The organism is Streptomyces sp. SD31, assembly GCF_052068475.1.
In the GTDB taxonomy this organism is placed as follows: Bacteria; Actinomycetota; Actinomycetes; order Streptomycetales; family Streptomycetaceae; genus Streptomyces.
In genome coordinates this window covers 128,667-145,768 of the sequence record NZ_JBQHCX010000020.1, presented here as the reverse complement: position 1 = coordinate 145,768, position 17,102 = coordinate 128,667, and the positions used below count along the sequence as shown (strand labels likewise).

Annotated in this window: 10 protein-coding genes; 3 read left to right on the top strand and 7 right to left on the bottom strand. The window is 68.2% G+C overall.

Features of this window, described 5'->3' with window-relative positions; translation table 11 throughout:
• Positions 1-45: 45 nt before the first annotated feature.
• Entirely contained in the window at positions 46-5,460 is a 5,415-nt protein-coding gene (gene pulA, locus ACTMVF_RS35340; protein WP_441275140.1) for a pullulanase-type alpha-1,6-glucosidase, read from the bottom strand.
• 197 nt (positions 5,461-5,657) lie between these two features.
• Positions 5,658-7,058 (bottom strand): glycoside hydrolase family 30 protein, encoded by a 1,401-nt coding sequence (locus tag ACTMVF_RS35335; protein ID WP_441275139.1) that lies wholly within the window; start codon positions 7,056-7,058, stop codon positions 5,658-5,660.
• 129 nt (positions 7,059-7,187) lie between these two features.
• Here ACTMVF_RS35335 and ACTMVF_RS35330 point away from each other — a divergent pair, with 129 nt between their 5' ends.
• A complete protein-coding gene (locus ACTMVF_RS35330; RefSeq protein ID WP_441275138.1) occupies positions 7,188-7,529 on the top strand; it encodes a hypothetical protein in 342 nt (113 codons plus the stop codon).
• 12 nt (positions 7,530-7,541) lie between these two features.
• Here ACTMVF_RS35330 and ACTMVF_RS35325 read toward each other — a convergent pair whose 3' ends face one another.
• The 5 genes from ACTMVF_RS35325 to ACTMVF_RS35305 all read right to left on the bottom strand — a co-directional run bounded on the left by ACTMVF_RS35325 (position 7,542) and on the right by ACTMVF_RS35305 (position 14,522).
• On the bottom strand, positions 7,542-8,864 hold the full coding sequence (locus ACTMVF_RS35325) for an alpha-amylase (protein ID WP_441275206.1): 1,323 nt from the start codon (positions 8,862-8,864) through the stop codon (positions 7,542-7,544).
• A gap of 413 nt (positions 8,865-9,277) precedes the next feature.
• Entirely contained in the window at positions 9,278-10,954 is a 1,677-nt protein-coding gene (locus ACTMVF_RS35320; protein WP_441275137.1) for a glycoside hydrolase family 13 protein, read from the bottom strand.
• A gap of 247 nt (positions 10,955-11,201) precedes the next feature.
• Positions 11,202-12,110: a sugar ABC transporter permease gene (locus ACTMVF_RS35315; RefSeq protein WP_441275136.1), complete on the bottom strand. Its 909-nt coding sequence runs from the start codon at positions 12,108-12,110 to the stop codon at positions 11,202-11,204.
• A gap of 13 nt (positions 12,111-12,123) precedes the next feature.
• Entirely contained in the window at positions 12,124-13,128 is a 1,005-nt protein-coding gene (locus tag ACTMVF_RS35310; protein WP_441275135.1) for a carbohydrate ABC transporter permease, read from the bottom strand.
• Between the two features lie 125 nt (positions 13,129-13,253).
• Positions 13,254-14,522, bottom strand: coding sequence for an extracellular solute-binding protein (locus ACTMVF_RS35305; RefSeq protein ID WP_441275134.1), 1,269 nt, complete (start codon positions 14,520-14,522; stop codon positions 13,254-13,256).
• Positions 14,523-14,939: 417 nt separating this feature from the next.
• Between ACTMVF_RS35305 and ACTMVF_RS35300 the strand changes: the two genes are divergently transcribed.
• Positions 14,940-15,974 (top strand): LacI family DNA-binding transcriptional regulator, encoded by a 1,035-nt coding sequence (locus tag ACTMVF_RS35300; protein WP_441275133.1) that lies wholly within the window; start codon positions 14,940-14,942, stop codon positions 15,972-15,974.
• A 142-nt stretch (positions 15,975-16,116) separates the two neighbouring features.
• On the top strand, positions 16,117-17,082 hold the full coding sequence (locus ACTMVF_RS35295; RefSeq protein ID WP_441275132.1) for a phosphatase PAP2 family protein: 966 nt from the start codon (positions 16,117-16,119) through the stop codon (positions 17,080-17,082).
• Positions 17,083-17,102 lie beyond the last annotated feature (20 nt).

Below are 17,102 nucleotides of genomic sequence, written 5' to 3'. Positions count from 1 at the left end.
GGGCGGGCCCGTGGCCGGGGCCGCCCCACTCAAGTTAGCGCCGTGTCAGAGCGCCCGTGCGAAGACGGCGACAGTGCGCCCCGGAACGGCGAACGTGCCGGATTTCTCCTCGTAGGACGAGGACTTGACGATAGGGTCCGCCCCCGAGGCCTGTACCGGATGCAGTTGGTAGCCGTCGCCGACGAGCGAGGCGATGCGCTGCTCCTGCTTCTCGGGCGTCGCGTTGAAGACGACGACGAGGTCACCGAGGCGCATGGTGATCACGCCGGGCGTCTCGTCCTTGCCGGACAGCGGGAAGGACAGCTTCGACTGCACCTGGTCGGCGGTGTCGAGGGAGAACGCGCCCTCCGTCGTACGGATCTTGAGCAGGTCCTGGTACGCCGCCGAGGCGCCCTCGATCTGCCCGCAGCCGACCTGGACGGTACTCAACAGGGGCTTGGCATACGGCCACTTGGACGCGTTGTCGGCCGCCATCGGCAGCCCCCGTCCGAAGCCGTTGCCGTCGGCGCACTTCCAGTGGATGGCGTTGAACCAGTCACCGCTGTCGTAGGAGTTGCGGTCCAGCGACTTCGAGCGCAGCAGGTCGGTGCCGGCCTGGGACAGGGCCGGGCCCTGCGAGAGGGTGGCCGTGGCCATGGCGAGGACCTGCATCCGGGCGCGGTCGGCGGCGCTCGTGCCGATGGGCAGCTTGAACGCCAGCGCGTCGAACAGCGACTCGTTGTCGTGCGCGTCGACGTAGGCGAGGGCGTCGCCCGGCGCGTCCGCGTACCCGGCGGGCCGGCCGTTGTAGTCGACCTCGGCGCCGGTGACCTCCTTGCCGTCGGTGTCGGTGAACCGGTACTTCGCGAGGTTGCCGGAGAGACCCACCTTGATCAGGTCCTGGTAGTGCAGCAGGCGGGCCTTCTGCTCGGTAGAAGTGCCGTTGCTCGTGGACGAGTTGGGGTCGGTGTACAGGCCGGACGCGAAGCCCTGGACGCCGGGGTCCTCGTCGAAGGGCCCGCCGCCGCGTACGGCGTCCCGCGCGCGGTCGGAGAAGGTCGCGATGCCCGTCCCCGCCATGTTCTTCTGCGTGGCCTGCACGAAGCGGGCGTCGTCTGCGACCTCGCCGAAGTTCCAGCCCTCGCCGTACAGGATGATCTTCTTGCCGTCGACGCCGTCCTCAGCGAGGGTCAGCGCATCCAGGGCCTTCCTGACCGCCAGGATGTTGGCCTTCGGGTGGTGGCCCATCAGGTCGAAGCGGAAGCCGTCGACCTTGTACTCCTTGGCCCAGGTGACGATCGAGTCGACGACCAGCTTGCCCATCATGGCGTTCTCGGTGGCCGTGTTGGAGCAGCAGGTGCTGTTCGCGACCGAGCCGTCGGCGAGGAGCCGCTGGTAGTAGCCGGGAACGATCCGGTCCAGGACGCTCGTCCGCGCCTGCCCACTGGCCGCGGTGTGGTTGTAGACGACGTCCATGACGACCCGCAGGCCGTCGTCGTTCAGCGCCTTGACCATCTTGCGGAACTCGACCGTGCGGCCGGTGCCGTCCGGGTCGGTGGCGTACGAGCCCTCGGGGACCGTGTAGTGGTACGGGTCGTAGCCCCAGTTGTAGGCGTCCTTCGCGGCGATCTTCGCCACGCACTCCTGCTGCTTGTCGGAGTCGGCGGGGAAGGAGGCGAGGTCGCAGTCGGTGACCGCCTGGTCGGACTTCTTCTCGGGGATGGTGGCGATGTCGAAGGCGGGCAGGAGGTGGACGTATGACGTGCCCGACTTCGCCAGCGCGCGCAGGTGCTTGGAGCCGTCGCTGCCCTTGTCGGTGAAGGCGAGGTAGGTGCCCCGGTTCTTGGCTGTCCTGTCCTCGACCGAGAAGTCCCGGATGTGCAGCTCCTGGATCTGGGCGTCGTTCAGCGGTACGGCCTTGGGCTTGGTGTACGAGGACCAGCCGCTCGGCGCCAGGGAGCTGTCGTCCAGGTCGACGACGAGGCTGCGCTCGGAGTCGGTGGTCAGGGCGACCGAGTAGGGGTCTGTGACCTTGTTGGTGACGACCTTCTGGACGCTGGGCGCCCACACCTGGACGACGTACCGGTACGGCTTGCCCTTCCAGGACCGGGGGCCGGTGACCGACCAGACGCCGGTGGCGGTGTCGCGCTTCATCCGCACCGTGGAGCCGTCGAGCTCCAGCGCGACGTGCTGCGCGGTCGGCGCCCACACGGCCAGCGTGGGCCGGCCGCTCTTGTCGAAGGTCGGTCCCAGGTCGGCCTTGGTCGCGCCGGGGTGGAGAGCGTCGAGGACGCCGGCGATCTGGACGCCGGTCGCCGCGAGCACGGCTCCGTTCGCGGCCCGCTGTGAGGCGACGACCTGGCCGGTGAGTGCCTCGCGAACCCGGTCGCGGTCGCGTGGGTCGACGGTCCAGGCGGTGTAGTCCTTCAGGTGCGGAAACTTCGCCTTCTGGGCGTCGGTGAGGCTGGTCTTCGACAGCCGCAGCCAGCGCTCGTCGTCGCTGGTCAGCGTCCCGTCCTTCACCGCGATCGAGCCGTCGCGGCTGTAGAGCAGCTGGGTGGAGGCGGCGGCCTCGGAGCCGTTCCAGGCGACCGTGTTCCGGTCGATCCAGACGGCCTTGGAGGTGGTCAGGTCGAGCGCGGCCGCGGAGCCCGCGGGCTGCGGGAGCAGGTACTTCTCCTGGCCGCTCAACAGCCACACCTCATGGCCGTTCGCCGTGAGGTCGAGCGACTGGTCGGTGGGCAGGTCCTTCTCGTCGCCCTTGTGGAGGATGTAGCTGAGGCTGGTGGCACCGTCGGTGAGCGGTACCTCGAAGACTGCGCCATAGGCATCAGTCTTGACCGGCTTCAGGGGGTTCGACCAGTCGGTGGGGTGCGCGGCGCCCGTCCAGACGTGCAGGCCCCAGCCGTCGTAGCTGCCGTCGGCGCGGTGGTAGTGGAGGGTCGCCCTGGTCTTGTCCGGGGCCGGGTAGTCGGCCGTCGGCTTCTCGGTGCGTACGTCCGTCTTGCCCTGCTCGATCCAGACCTCGCCGGTCTTGGTGACATCGATCGTGCGGTCGGCGGAGACGTCCTTGTTGCCCTCCTTGTCGATGACGAGGAAGCCGACGTTCGAGGCGCCGGGCTTCAGCTTGACGTAGGCGAAGGCACCGTAGGCGTCACGGCCGACGAAGGGGTGGCTGTCCGGCCAGTTCGTGGCCTCGCCGTCGGCGAGGTCGCCCCAGGCGTACAGCCCCCAGTTCGCGTAGTCGCCGTCCGTGCGCTTGTAGTGGACGACCGCGTAGTCGCGGGAGGAGGCGGAGGGGATCTCGGGAGCGGGCGGGGTGCCGGTGGTGCTCTCGGCCGTCGCGCTCGCCGTGCGGCCCGCCGAGTCGATCACTACCGCCTTGTAGCGCAGGGCCGTTCCAGCCGGTACGTCCTTCCCGATGGCCTGCGTGACCTTGTACGGGGCGTGATCAGCGGAACCGAGCGTCTTCCACTTGCCGCCTCCGACCTGCGCGGCGAAGACGACGCGGTTGAGCTGTCCCCCGTCGACGTCGGCGCCGACCTCGACCGTGCCGGTGGCGCCGGTCGCGGGGGCCTTGAGGGTGAGCGTCGGCTCGGTGGCCGGCTCGGCGGGCTTGCCGGTCGCCTTGAGGACGATCGCCGAGCCGGCCGGGACGGTGACGGTGAGCTTCTTGTCGCCGTCGGACCTGACCTTCGCCTCGGTGCCGTAGATGCCCGCGTACGTCATGCCCGCGGAGCCGACCGGGACGGTTGCCGTCTTGGCCTCGCCGGCGTTGTTGAAGGCTACGAGGTACTCCGTGCCCGACTTGGCGGCGGTGCGGGAGAAGGCGTAGATGCCGGCGCCGTCGGCCGCGTACCGCTCGGTCTGGATTCCGTCGGCGAGGGCCGGGTTGGCCTTGCGGAGCTTGGCGAGCGCGCTGATCTGCCGGTACAGCGGCGCGGTTGTGTCATAGGCGTCGCTCGCGTGCGTGCGGTCGGTGCCGATCTCGTCGTCGTCGAGGTAGTCGGCCGTCTTCGACGCGAACATCGTCTGGCGGGCGTCCTTGTCGCCGCCGGCGCCGGTGAAGCCCTGCTCGTCGCCGTAGTAGACGACCGGGTTGCCGCGGCTGAGGAACATCAGCTCGTTGGCGAGCTGGTCCTTCTTCAGCAGTTCGGCGTCCGTCGCCTTCGGGTTGTCCTGGTTCAGGAAGTACCCGATGCGGCCCATGTCGTGGTTGCCGAGGAAGGTGACCTGCTCGTAGGCGTTGGCCTTGTCGGTCGTGTACTTGTAGTCGTCCCCGAAGACGGACGCCAGCTTCTTGGCGCTGCCGCCCTGGGAGGCGTAGCTGCGGGCCGCCTCCTGGAAGGGGAAGTCGAGCGTGGCGTCGAGGCGGCCCTGGGTGACGTACGGGGAGGTGATGTTCGTGTCGGCGGAGTACACCTCGCCGAACATGAAGAAGTCGTCGCGGCCCTGCTTGGCGGCGTAGGAGTCCAGCGCCGTGGCCCACTGGGTCCAGAACTCCGTGTTGACGTGCTTCACGGTGTCGATCCGGAAGCCGTCGATGTCGAAGTCCCTGACCCAGCGCTGGTAGATCTTCTCCATGCCCTGCACGACCTCGGGACGCTCGGTCCACAGGTCGTCGAGGCCGCCGAAGTCGCCGTGCGTGGAGCTCTCACCGGCGAAGGTGGAGTCGCCGCGGTTGTGGTACATCGTCGGGTCGTTGAGCCACGACGGGACCTTGGCGTTCTTCTTCCCGGCGGGGACGGTCGGGGTGCGCGGGAAGGAGTCGGTGTCGACCGCGGGGAACTCGGACTTCCCGTCCGCGTAGTCGGCGTCGTCGAAGGGCTTGCCGTCCTTGGTGAGGTACGGGAAGGCGCCCTTGGAGAGGTAGTCGTAGGACTTCTCCTCATAGTCGACGACATCGGCGGTGTGGTTGGTGATGACGTCGAAGAAGACCTTCATGCCCTTGGCGTGCGCCTTGGCGATGAGGGTCTCCAGGTCCTTGTTGGTGCCGAAGTGCGGGTCGACCTGGGTGAAGTCGGTGATCCAGTAGCCGTGGTAGCCGGCGGAGGCGTTGCTCCCCGTCCCCTGCACGGGCTGGTTTTTGAAGATCGGCGCCATCCAGATGGACGTGGTGCCGAGGCCCTTGATGTAGTCGAGCTTCTTCGTCAGGCCCTTGAGGTCGCCGCCCTGGTAGAACCCTTTGTCGGTGGGGTCGTAGCCGGTGGCGAGGCGCGAGCCGGTCAGGCCGCCCTTGTCGTTGCTCGCGTCGCCGTTGGCGAAACGGTCCGGCAGGACGAAGTAGAACTGCTCGCGGGTGGCGTCGTGCCGGGCCGGCTCGGCGGCGAGCTTGGCGTCGGACGGGGGCGGAGGCGGGGTGTCCGCCCGCGCCGCGAGAGGCTGGACGAGTGCTGCGGCCAGCGCGGTCACGGTGACCGCAGCGACCCGTCCGATATGGGCGGTTCGGCGCCTCGACGGCGTCGGCCATCTCGGTATCACAGATGGACTCCTTGCGATTGCGGCTCTCTTGGGTCCGACCCCGCGTGACCGTATCGCCGTCGAAAGGCTTACAGCAAGAGGCTTGAAACCATCGGCAAGAACTTTCAGCAGACCGCTCAGCAGGTGGAGTTGGTCTGCGTCAGCAGCCCGAGGCGCCACCCCACGGGCGGTTGACGTACACCATGCAGTACACGCCGTTATCGCTTGACGATGTAGGTGGACAGGGAGCGAGCGGGGACCGTGGCGGTCAGCGACCCCCCGCTCACGGCCACGGCGGACTGCTGGGCCATGCTGTTCGAGCCGTTGGTGAGGTACGGCGTCGCGGTGCCGGTCGTGATGCCGGTGTTCCGCAGGCTGTACGACACCCGCTGGGCGCTGGTGGCCGCGTTGAGCACCACGACGGTCAGCGTGCCGTCGGTGTTACGGAAGGCCGACAGCCTGAGGTTGGCGTCCGGGGTCGCCGCGCCGATGCGGGTCGCCCCCGGCCGGATGAAACGGCTGTAGTTGGCGATCGCCCACAGCCGCTTGGACACGTGATAGTTCGCCCCGTCCATCTGGATCAGGCCGCGCGTGGCACCGACCGAGGCGCCGTACCAGTACACGTATCCGCTGGTGTTGCCCTTGGTGAGGGCGTCGTGGACGGCGGAGGCGACCGTGAAGCCGTCGTAGCCGCTGCCGTCGTCCCAGTTCTCGTTCCAGGTGGTGCCGTTGGGCGACCACTCCGACATCCAGGTGCGCTTCGAGGTCGGCAGCGGGCCGTCGACGGCGCTGGCGTAGGTGTGGCCGGTGTGGGTGGAGACGTGGCCCCGGGCCGTGGCGTCGGCCTCGATCGCACCCGTGTAGGCCTTCTGCTGGTTCCAGCCGAAGGAATCGCAGCAGGCCACCTTGTATCCGGCCGCGTTGGCGATCGGCCCGAAGACCTTGGTGAACTCGACCGCCTGGGCGGGAGTGAGCCGCATGGAGTCGTACGTCGCCGTCCAGTCGGGCTCGTTGGTGAAGCCCAGGTCGGTGATGCCGATGCCCTCCTGGGCGTAGAACCGCGCGTACTGGACGAGGTAGTTCGCGTACGCCCGGCGCCAGTCGCCGCTCGCACAGGACGCGCCGCTCAGCCCGCACAGGGTGCCGCCGTTCGCGTCCGTCCCGTTGGTCTTCATATAGCCGGGCGCGGTCCACGCGTCGGCGAAGAAGCGGGTGACGCCGTACGCCTTGGCCTGCTGGGCGAGCCACACCTGGCCCTTGTCCTGGCGGTCCCAGAGGTACTTGGGGGTGGCGTTCGGGCCGCCGGGGTCGGTGGGCTGGATGCCCGAGTCGATGCCGAGGCGCAGGATGCTGAGGCCGGCGCCGGTGGTGCGGTTCAGCAGCAGGTCGAGGATCTCGCGCTGCTTCTGGGCCGGTAAGCCCTGCGAGCCGCGCATGATGTCGGCCCGTCCGAAGTGCTCGGAGAAGCCGAAGCCGTCGATGGGCTGGTAGGTGGTGGAGCCGTTGATGGTGGCCGTGGTGGCGGCGTGGGCGTTCGGTGTGCCGGCCGCGGTGAAGCCGGCGGCGGTCAACAGGACCGACAACGACGTCAGCGTCCATTTTCTGAGTCTGCGAGTCATGATCCGCCCAATCGTGGGAGCGCTCCCATTCACAGGGCGGAACGTAGGGCGATGTTCTGAACACGTCAACCCCGCGCGCACCGCACATAATCAATCGCCCCGCGCGGTCGCTCCGGCTACCGTCCCCGCATGGAGCAGGAACCACCCCTCGTTCGCGACGTCTTCCCGGAACTCGTCGACGAACTGGTCGGCCTCCTGGAGGAGGAGGGCGAACGCGAGCTGGCCATATGCGTGTGGGATGTCCGCATGGTCGCCGAGTGCGGCTGCGGCGACGACTTCTGCCAGAGCATCCGGACGACGCATCATCCGCCGGGGCAGCCCTACGGTGCGGGCCATCGCTGCGTGCCGCTCCTGCCCTCGTCGGGCGATCTGATCCTCGACGTCGTCAACGGCCGGATCGTGTACATCGAGATACTGGGACGGCCACCCCTGCGCCGGCGTGTAAGCCGTGACCAGGGGTGGCCGTCTTGAAGGCGCGGCAGCTCAGCAGCTCGACTTGCCGGCGTAGATCGCGAGCGCGGTGTTGGACCCGAGCGTGGCGGTGAACTGGCCGCTCGAGTTCACGGTCACCGTCGTGTTGTTCTGCACGTTGCAGTACGTGCCTGCCGCGAGGGAGGTCTGGTAGGTGCGGGTCAGGCTGCTCGACTCGTGGTTGATGGCGACGTAGCCCTTGCTGCCCCGCCCGAACGCGATGGCGTCGGCGCCGTTGTCCCACCAGTTGGTGACCGCCTCGCCGCGGGTGGCGTTGCGGAAGGCAACCATGCGGATGATCTCCGGCCAGGCGTGCTGGCACTTCCAGCCGTCCTGCCAGCAGGCCGTCACGGAGCCGCCGTTGGGCGGACCGGCGTCCGCGTCCGACCACTCGTAGCCGGAGTTGATGTCCGGGGCGCCGTACGGGTAGGCGAGCATGAAGACGTTGGCCAGTGTGTAGTTGGCGCCGTCCTTGTAGTTGAGCGTGGAGCCGTTGCGCTCGGTGTCGTGGTTGTCGACGAAGACACCGGAGACGCCGCTGCTCATGTAGCCCCAGCCCTCGCCGTAGTTCTTCAGGTAGGCGAGGTTCTCGTTGTTGAAGACGCGCTTGAGGTCGTAGGCGTAGCGGAACTCCTGCACATCGCCGTTGCCCGTGTACTCGGTGGGCTGGACGGCCTCGCCGCTGCCCTGGATGGCCTCCTGCTTCCAGTAGACCGATGGGTTGCTGAGGCGCGACTTGATGTTGGCGAGGTCGGCCGCCGGGATGTGCTTGGCAGCGTCGATGCGGAAGCCGTCGACGCCGTGGCCGAGCAGGGTGTTCATGTAGCCGGCGATGGTGGCGCGGACGTACTCCTCGCCGGTGTCCAGGTCGGCGAGGCCGACGAGTTCGCAGTGCTGGACGTTGGTGCGGTTGGTGTAGTCGCCGATCGTGGCCGTGCAGTCGTTCATGTCGGGCGAGGAGTACAGGCCGGGGTAGTTGTACTTCGTGTACGACGAGCCGCCGGTGCCGGTGCCGCTGCCCGCGGACATGTGGTTGATGACGGTGTCGACGACGACCTTCACACCCGCGTTGTGGCAGGTGTTCACCATGTTCCGGAAGGCGGTGGCGTCACCGAGACGTCCCGCGATCTTGTAGCTGACGGGCTGGTACGAGGTCCACCACTGCGAGCCCTGGATGTGCTCGGCGGGCGGGGAGACCTGGACGTAGCCGTAGCCGACGGGGCCGAGGGTGTTGGTGCACTCCTTGGCGACCGAGGCGAAGTTCCACTCGAACATCACCGCGGTGACGTCCTTGGTGCCGGGCGGGGAGGCATAGGCGGTGCTGCCGGGGGCCATGACGGCCGCGGCTACGGCGAGCGCGGTCAGGGCCGCCGGCGCGGTACGGCGCTTCGCGGGCGCCGGCCATCTCGATATCACGGGTGAACTCCTTGCGGTTGCGGCTCAGTCGGGTCCCCCCTGCGCCGCGGCGCGGCTTCGTTGCCGGGCGCCGGCGAGAACGTACCGCCAACGAAAGCTTTACAGCAAGAGGTTTGAAATTCACAGAAAGAACTTTCACCCGTTGCCTTGACGTGCCTTCACAACCGCCCCACTCTCACGAGCAGTTGAAACTCATACCTTCGTAGTTTCCTTCCGGAGCCGCACATGAAGCTCAGGCCCGACGTCCGTAGCCGACCGGCTCGACAGGCCTGTGGCCCACCACCGCGTGCGCGGGGTGGGCCACAGGCCGTGTTCCGATGCTGTCCGGACGGTCAGGCCGTCGTCCACCACACCGTCGTGTCCGCCGGCACCTTCGTCTCGCCATCCGCCTCGGTCAGCTCGCCGCTGGTGAGGAGGACGCGGCCGTAGGACGGGGTCGTCACCGACTCGCCGCTCGTGTTGGCGACGCAGACGAACTCGCCGCGGCGGAAGGCCAGGACGCCCTCCGGAGCCCGGAGCCACTCCACCGCGTCGCCCGCGCCCAGGTCGGGCTCGGAGCGGCGGATGCTCAGGGCGGCGCGGTAGAGCTCCAGGGTCGAGCCCGGAGCCCCCGTCTGCGCCTCGACACTCAGCTCACCCCAGCCCGCCGGCTGCGGCAGCCAGCTGCCGCCGGCACCGAAGCCGTACGACGAGCCCTCGCGCGTCCACGGGATCGGGACGCGGCAGCCGTCGCGGAAGCCGTCCTGGCCCTCGCCCCGGAAGTACGCCGGGTCCTGGCGCACCTCGTCGGGGAGGTCGACGACGTCCGGCAGGCCCAACTCCTCGCCCTGGTAGACGTACGCCGAGCCGGGCAGGGCCAGCATGAGCAGGGTCGCCGCCCGCGCGCGGCGCAGGCCCAGTTCGCGGTCGCCGGCCGTGCGGATCTGGGTGCCGAGGCCGGGCGGGTTGGCGAACCGCGTCGCGTGGCGGGTGACGTCGTGGTTGGACAGGACCCACGTCGCCGGGGCGCCGACCGGGCGCATCGCCTCCAGGGTGCGGTCGACGACCTCGCGGAGCTCCTCCGCGTCCCACTCCGTCGACAGGTACTGGAAGTTGAAGGCCTGGTGCAGCTCGTCCGGGCGGACGTAGTTCGCCGTGCGCTCGACGGTCGGGGTCCAGGCCTCCGCGACGAAGATCCGCTCGCCCGCGTACTCGTCGAGGATCGTGCGCCACTGGCGGTAGATCGCGTGCACGCCGTCCTGGTCGAAGAACGGCATGACATCGTTGCCCAGCAGCTTGAGCTGTTCGTGGGATCCGAGGTCCGGCAGGCCCTCCGCCTTCACCAGGCCGTGGGCCACGTCGATACGGAAGCCGTCGACGCCCATGTCGAGCCAGAAGCGGAGAATCGAGCGGAACTCGTCTCCCACCGCCGGGTGCTCCCAGTTGAAGTCGGGCTGCTCGGGGGCGAAGAGGTGCAGGTACCACTCGCCGGGGGTGCCGTCGGGCTCGGTGACCCGCGTCCACGCCGGGCCGCCGAAGATCGACTCCCAGTCGTTGGGCGGGAGTTCGCCGTCCGCGCCCTTGCCGGGACGGAAGTGGTAGCGGTCGCGCAGCGGGGAGCCGGGGCCCTCCGCGACGGCCCGCTTGAACCATTCGTGCTGGTCGGAGGAGTGGTTCGGGACCAGGTCGACGATGATCCGCAGGCCCAGCCCATGGGCGTCGCGGATCAGCGCGTCCGCGTCGAGCAGGTTGCCGAACATCGGGTCGACGGCCCGGTAGTCGGCGACGTCGTAGCCGGCGTCGGCCTGCGGGGAGGCGTAGAAGGGGCTGAGCCACACGGCGTCGATGCCGAGGTCGCGCAGGTACGGGAGTCGGGAGCGTACGCCTTCCAGGTCGCCCATACCGTCGCCGTTGCTGTCGGCGAAGCTGCGCGGATAGACCTGGTAGATCACCGCGTCCCGCCACCAGTCGCTGCGCTTGGCTTTGGCGGGGTTCGGGGCCGGGGCGATGGCGGAGTGCTGCTGGCTCATGGCGTCCTTGGTGCGGTGGGGGTCCCCCTGCTCGTCGAGCGAATTCGAGAGTGGGGGAAGGGGTCATGGGGTCAGGTGTGCATACAACGGTGATGACGAGACGGCCGCGGTGACAGCGGGGTCGGATGGACACCGCGACCGCCTCGGGTTCTGGTGCGGCGCCGCCGTGGCTGGACGCGCCCGCGCGGCGGTGGCCGCGAATTCAGTACAGCCCCGCGCCCCAACGGGGCGCTACCGAACCGGCGTTCTAGCCCTTCGTGCCGCCCGCCGTGAGTCCGGTCACCAGGTTCTTCTGCACGAAGTAGAAGAACGCGGAGACAGGTATGGCGATCAGCACCGCCGTCGCGGCCATGAGGTTGCGCTGCGCGTCGTGCTCACTGACGAAGGTCTGCAGTCCGACCGCGAAGGTGTACTTCGTGTCGGACAGCATGAACGTCGACGCGAACGCGACCTCACCGAAGGCCGTGAGGAAGCTGTAGAACGCGGCGACCGCCAGGCCCGGCTTGGCGAGCGGCAGGATCAGTCGCCCGAACGTGCCGAAGGGGGTCAGCCCGTCGACGCGTCCCGCCTCGTCGATCTCGAACGGGATCGTGTCGAAGTACCCCTTCATCAGCCAGGCACAGTACGGCACGGTCGTCGTGCAATAGACGAGGATGAGACCAAGGTAGTTGTCGACGAGCTGCAGCTCGGACAGGATCTGGTACATCGGCACCATGAGGACGGCCACCGGGAACATCTGGGTCACCAGCAGCACCCACATGAACTTCTTGTAGCCCGGAAAGCGCATCCGCGAGACCGCGTAGCCGGTGGTGGCGGAGATGACGACGCCGATGAGCGTGGTGCCCAGCGTGACGATCAGTGTGCTCGTCAGCCAGTCGAAGAACTTCGTCTCCTGGAGGACGTACGTGTAGTTGTCCAGCGTCATCTTCCCCCAGATGCCGCCTGGGTGGAGGTAGTCGTCCTTGTCCGGGCCGAGGGACAGGAAGACCAGCCAGGCCACGGGGAAGAGCGCGATCAGGCTCGCCACGATCAGGATGCCGTGGGAGGCGACGGACGTGCCGACGCTGTTCTCGCCGCGGCGGGTCCCGCGCGGGGCCGACTTGCGCGTGGAGGCCCGGTCCGCCGGAGCAGTTGTCTTGACGGTCGTGGTGCTCATGGGGACTCCTGCCTCAGATCGCGAGCTGCGGATCATTGCGGTTCAGCCAGCGGCGGTAGAAGGAGGTGAAGACGATCAGGACGGCCAGCAGCAGGATGCCGTAGGCGGCCGACTGCGCGAAGTCGCGCGGCTGCTGTCCGAAGCCGAGGTAGTAGGCCCAGGTGACGAGGATCTGGGCGTCGGGGGCGGTGTCGCCGAACAGCAGGAAGATGATGGCGAACTGGTTGAAGGTCCAGATGATGCCGAGGAGTACGACGGTGGAGCTGACGGACCGCAGCCCCGGCAGGGTGACGTACCGGAACTGCTGCCACCTGCTGGCCCCGTCCATCTCCGCGGCCTCGTACAGCGAGGAGTCGATGGACTGCAGCCCGCCGAGCAGCGAGAGCATCATGAACGGCACACCGCACCAGGTGTTCACCATGATCGCGGCGAACCGCTGCCAGAAGGTGTCCTCCAGCCACAGCGGCGTCGGCAGGTGGAGCGTCTCCAGGAACGAGTTGATGACACCGCCGTCGGCGAGCATGAACCGCCAGCCGAAGACGGTGACGAAGGTGGGCACGGCCCACGGCAGGATGAGGATCAGCCGGTACAGGGTGCGGCCGCGCAGCTGCTGGTTGAGCAGCAGGGCGAGGCCGAGGCCGATCGTGTAGTGGAGGGTGACGCAGGCCGCCGTCCAGAAGATCGTCCAGATGAAGTGCGACCAGAAGCGGTCGTATGCCGTCTCGCCCCACAGGATGTCGGCGTAGTTGTCGAAGCCGATGAACTTGTAGGTGGCCTCGATCTCGTTGACGCCGATCGTGCGGGCCGTGTTGAGGCTGGTGGCGTCGGTGAGGGTCAGGTAGAAGCCGTACACCAAGGGGTAGAGCACGAGGACGCCGAGGACGATCACCACCGGGGCGATCATCGCGTAGGCATACCAGTGCTTCTGGTAGCCGCGCTTCAGGCGCTGGCCGAGCCCGCGGCGTGGCCCGCGGTCACCTCGGGTTTTCCCGGTCGCGCGGTCGATGGCGACTGTCATGGTTCGACAACCTTCTCGAAGATCGGCAGATCAAGGGGTGTACGGCTCGGGGGCGTACGGCGCACAGGCCGGTGACCGCCGGATCGCTCCCCCCATCTCCAGGGCGATCCGGCGGCCACTCGGGGTCACTTGCTGAAGTCCGGGACCAGCTTGGCGATCGAGGTCTCGGCGTTGCTCAGGCCCTTGTCCAGGGACTCCTTGCCACCGGCGACCTTCAGCAGCTCGGTGTCCAGCGGGCCCCACAGGGAGCTGTACTCGGGCAGGGCCGGGCGCGGCTGGGCGGCGGCGAGGACGGTCTGGTAGCCGGCGATGCCCGGGTCGGCCTTGACCTCGGCGGTGTAGGCGTCGTCGCGGGTGGGCAGCGTGTTGTTCTTCAGGGCGATGGTCTCCTGGGCCTTCGCCGAGGTCATGAAGTTCACGAACTTCAGCGCGGCCTTCTGGTGCGCCTCGTCGGAGCCGGCGTACACGGAGAGGTTGTGGCCGCCGGTCGGGGCGCCGGCCTTGCCGGAGGAGCCGGCCGGGACGGTGGCGATGCCCAGGTTGGCCTTGTCCTTGAACGCGGAGCCCTTGTAGAAGTTGGTGATCTCCCACGGGCCCTGCATGATCGAGGCGACCTTGCCGTTGACGAACGCCTCCTGGATGTGGGCGTAGGCGTCGGCGGTGGTGTCGGCCTTGTGCAGGCCCTTGCCGTCGAAGAGGCTCAGCCAGGTGCCGTAGCCCTTCTTGGCCGCGGCGGAGGCGACGGTGATCTTCTTGGCGTCGGCGTCGACGGTGTCGGTGCCCTCGCCGTAGAGGAAGGTCTGGGCGTAGTAGGCCTGGGTGGAGCCCCAGTAGCCGTCGACGCCGGTCTTCTCCTTGATCGTGGCGGCGGCCTTCTTCAGGTCGTCCCAGGTCTTGGGGGCCTCGACGCCGGCCTTCTTGAACAGGTCCTTGTTGTAGACGAAGGCGAGGGTGTCCGTGGTGAACGGAACGCCGTACGTCTTGCCCTCGTACTTGGCCTGCTCGATGAGGTTGGGCTGGAACTTGGCCTGGTCGGTGAGGGCCTCGGTGCCGTCCAGCGGCAGGAAGAAGCCCTTCTTGGCGAAGGCGGGGGTCCAGCCGACCTCGGAGCGCAGGATGTCCGGGGCGCCCTTGGAGCCGGCGGCGGTGTCGAACTTGTTCTGCGCCTGGTCGAAGGGGACGTTGACGTACTTGACCTTGATGTCCTTGTTGGCGGCCTCGAACTCCTTGACCAGGGCCTGGTACGTCGGCGCCTCGTTGGTGGCGTTGGAGGTGTCCCACCAGGTGATGGTGACCGGCCCGTCGGCGCTGTCGCCGCTGTCACTTCCGCCGCAGGCCGTCGCCGCGAGGGCGAGGGACGCCACCAGCGCGGTGGCCGCTATGCCACGCCGCATGAGATCTCCTTGAGGGTGAAAGCCCGTGTAGTGCAGAGGCGGCCCCGTCTGCCTGCCCCTGCTGTCTTGCCGACTGCGCCGATGGGGGTCCCCCCGCTCGAGCACATTCGAGAGTGGGGGAGGCCGCCGGGCGACGTGAACGTAACAGCGCTGAAAGACTTACGAAAGACCTTGCAGAAAAAAAGTGCAAGAGGTCTCCGAAGTTATCCGCACGTGACCAGTCGGCGACCACCGTGAGACGCTTCTTTGCGCGGGTGGAGCGCTACACGACCCGCTTGTGCAAGACTCTGCAAGCTCTTGCCATCACTTTCACGAGGGAGCGCGATGACGCAGCAACCCGGACCGGGCCGGCCAACCGGTCGCCCCAGGCGTCCGATTGGTGTGCAAGGCGCCATGCGGCCGGTACAGTCCAGTGGCGTGACCACACGGCTTGCCGACATCGCTGCTCAGGCGGGGGTGAGCGAAGCGACCGTCAGCCGCGTCCTCAACGGCAAGCCGGGCGTCGCCGCCACCACCCGCCAGTCCGTACTGGCCGCACTCGACGTGCTCGGCTATGAGCGCCCGGTGCGGTTGCGGCAACGCAGCGAGGGCCTGGTGGGCCTGATCACCCCGGAGCTGGAGAACCCGATATTCCCGGCGCTGGCCCAGGTCATCGGCCAGGCACTGACCCGGCAGGGCTACACCCCGGTGCTGGCCACCCAGACCCCGGGCGGCTCGACCGAGGACGAGCTGACGGAGATGCTCGTCGACCGCGGAGTGGCCGGCATCATCTACGTCTCGGGCCTGCACGCGGACACCACCGCCGATATGCAGCGCTACGAACGCCTGCGCGCCCAGGGCGTTCCCTTCGTCCTGGTCGACGGCTTCTCCCCCAAGGTCCAGGCGCCTTTCATCTCCCCCGACGACCGCGCCGCGATGAACCTGTCGGTCACGCACCTCGCCTCGCTGGGCCACACCCGCATCGGCCTCGCGCTGGGCCCCAAGCGCTTCGTCCCGGTCCAGCGCAAGATCGAGGGATTCGTCCGCACGATGCAGGAGCAGCTCAACCTGCCGGCGCACGTCATAGAGACCGAGCTGATCCAGCACTCCCTGTACACCCTGGAGGGCGGCCAGGCCGCCGCCACGGCCCTGATGGACCGCGACTGCACCGCGGTCGTCTGCGCCAGCGACATGATGGCGCTGGGAGCGATACGGGCGGCCCGGCAGCGCGGCCTGGAGGTCCCGAAGGACATCTCGGTCGTCGGCTTCGACGACTCCCCCCTGATCGCCTTCACCGACCCACCCCTGACCACGGTCCGCAAGCCGGTCCCGGCGATGGGCCAGGCCGCGGTACGCACGCTCCTCGAGGAGATCGGCGGGACGCCGGCCCCGCACAGCGAGTTCGTGTTCATGCCGGAGCTGGTGGTGCGGGGTTCGACGGCTTCGGCACCAGGTAACAGGAACCATCCCTAAGTCGTCCGTAAGGCCGAGAATCCCCGCATCCGGCACTGCGTCGGCAGGAGGCCGGAGCTGTCCGCCCGTCGTACAACGTGCGTCCTGAACCCGACCGGAGGATGATCGGTCGGGGAAGTCTTTTCTGGCAGACTCTGTGCCCATGGGTGACACCACCGTGACGACACTGGAAGGCCGGGAAGCGGCCGTTCCGCCCCCCGTCGCGGACGAGACGGGGCGGAGCCCCTTGCGCCGCCTGCGCACTCCTCGCCGCCCCCGCCTCTGGTTCGAGATCCTGCTGATCGCGGTGAGTTACTGGACGTACTCACTGATCCGCAACGCGGTACCAGAACAGCGGGCCGAGGCCCTGCGCAATGCCGACTGGCTCTGGAAGCTGGAGCACCACCTCGGCATCGCCGTCGAGGAGTCGATCAACCACACCGTGAACTCGGTGACTTGGCTCATCGTCGGCATGAACTACTACTACGCGACGCTGCATTTCATCGTCACCCTGGCCGTCCTGGTCTGGCTGTACCGCAGCCATCCCGGCCGCTACGCGGCGACCCGCCTGGTCCTGTTCGCCACCACCGGCGTGGCCCTGATCGGTTACTACCTGTACCCGCTCGCTCCCCCACGGCTGATGACCAACACCGGCTTCATCGACACGGTGCTGGTCCACGACACCTGGGGTTCGATGGCCTCGGGCGACCTGAAGAACATGTCGAACCAGTACGCCGCGATGCCGTCGATGCACATCGGCTGGTCCGTCTGGTCCGGCCTGACGATCTTCGCCCTGGCGAAGATCCCCTGGATCCGCGTCCTGGGCCTCCTCTACCCCACGGCGACCCTCCTGGTGATCGTCGCGACGGCCAACCACTTCTGGCTGGACGCGGTGGGCGGCATCCTGTGCCTGACGTTCGGCTTCACGGTGGCCCGCCTCTGGTACGGAGCGCTGCCGCACGCCCTGCCGAAATTGGTGCCGCAGTCGCCCACGGCGGCAAGGGGACGGGCCGGGGGGTGTCCGCCCGCAGAGCCGAGCGTCAAGACACAGCACCTTCTCCCCAACCCCAACCGCCCGACCGAGGACGGACACCCCCCGGCGCGGACCCGACCCACGACGCACCGTTAGGCGCTACGCGCACCCCTATC

Bases quoted from the DNA above. Each gene is read 5' to 3' on its own strand.
- ACTMVF_RS35310 (WP_441275135.1), bottom strand. From the start codon at position 13,128: ATGACAGTCGCCATCGACCGCGCGACCGGGAAAACCCGAGGTGACCGC.
- ACTMVF_RS35320 (WP_441275137.1), bottom strand. From the start codon at position 10,954: ATGAGCCAGCAGCACTCCGCCATCGCCCCGGCCCCGAACCCCGCCAAA.
- ACTMVF_RS35330 (WP_441275138.1), top strand. From the start codon at position 7,188: ATGGAGCAGGAACCACCCCTCGTTCGCGACGTCTTCCCGGAACTCGTC.
- ACTMVF_RS35295 (WP_441275132.1), top strand. From the start codon at position 16,117: ATGGGTGACACCACCGTGACGACACTGGAAGGCCGGGAAGCGGCCGTT.
- ACTMVF_RS35315 (WP_441275136.1), bottom strand. From the start codon at position 12,110: ATGAGCACCACGACCGTCAAGACAACTGCTCCGGCGGACCGGGCCTCC.
- ACTMVF_RS35335 (WP_441275139.1), bottom strand. From the start codon at position 7,058: ATGACTCGCAGACTCAGAAAATGGACGCTGACGTCGTTGTCGGTCCTG.
- ACTMVF_RS35305 (WP_441275134.1), bottom strand. From the start codon at position 14,522: ATGCGGCGTGGCATAGCGGCCACCGCGCTGGTGGCGTCCCTCGCCCTC.
- ACTMVF_RS35325 (WP_441275206.1), bottom strand. From the start codon at position 8,864: ATGGCCCCCGGCAGCACCGCCTATGCCTCCCCGCCCGGCACCAAGGAC.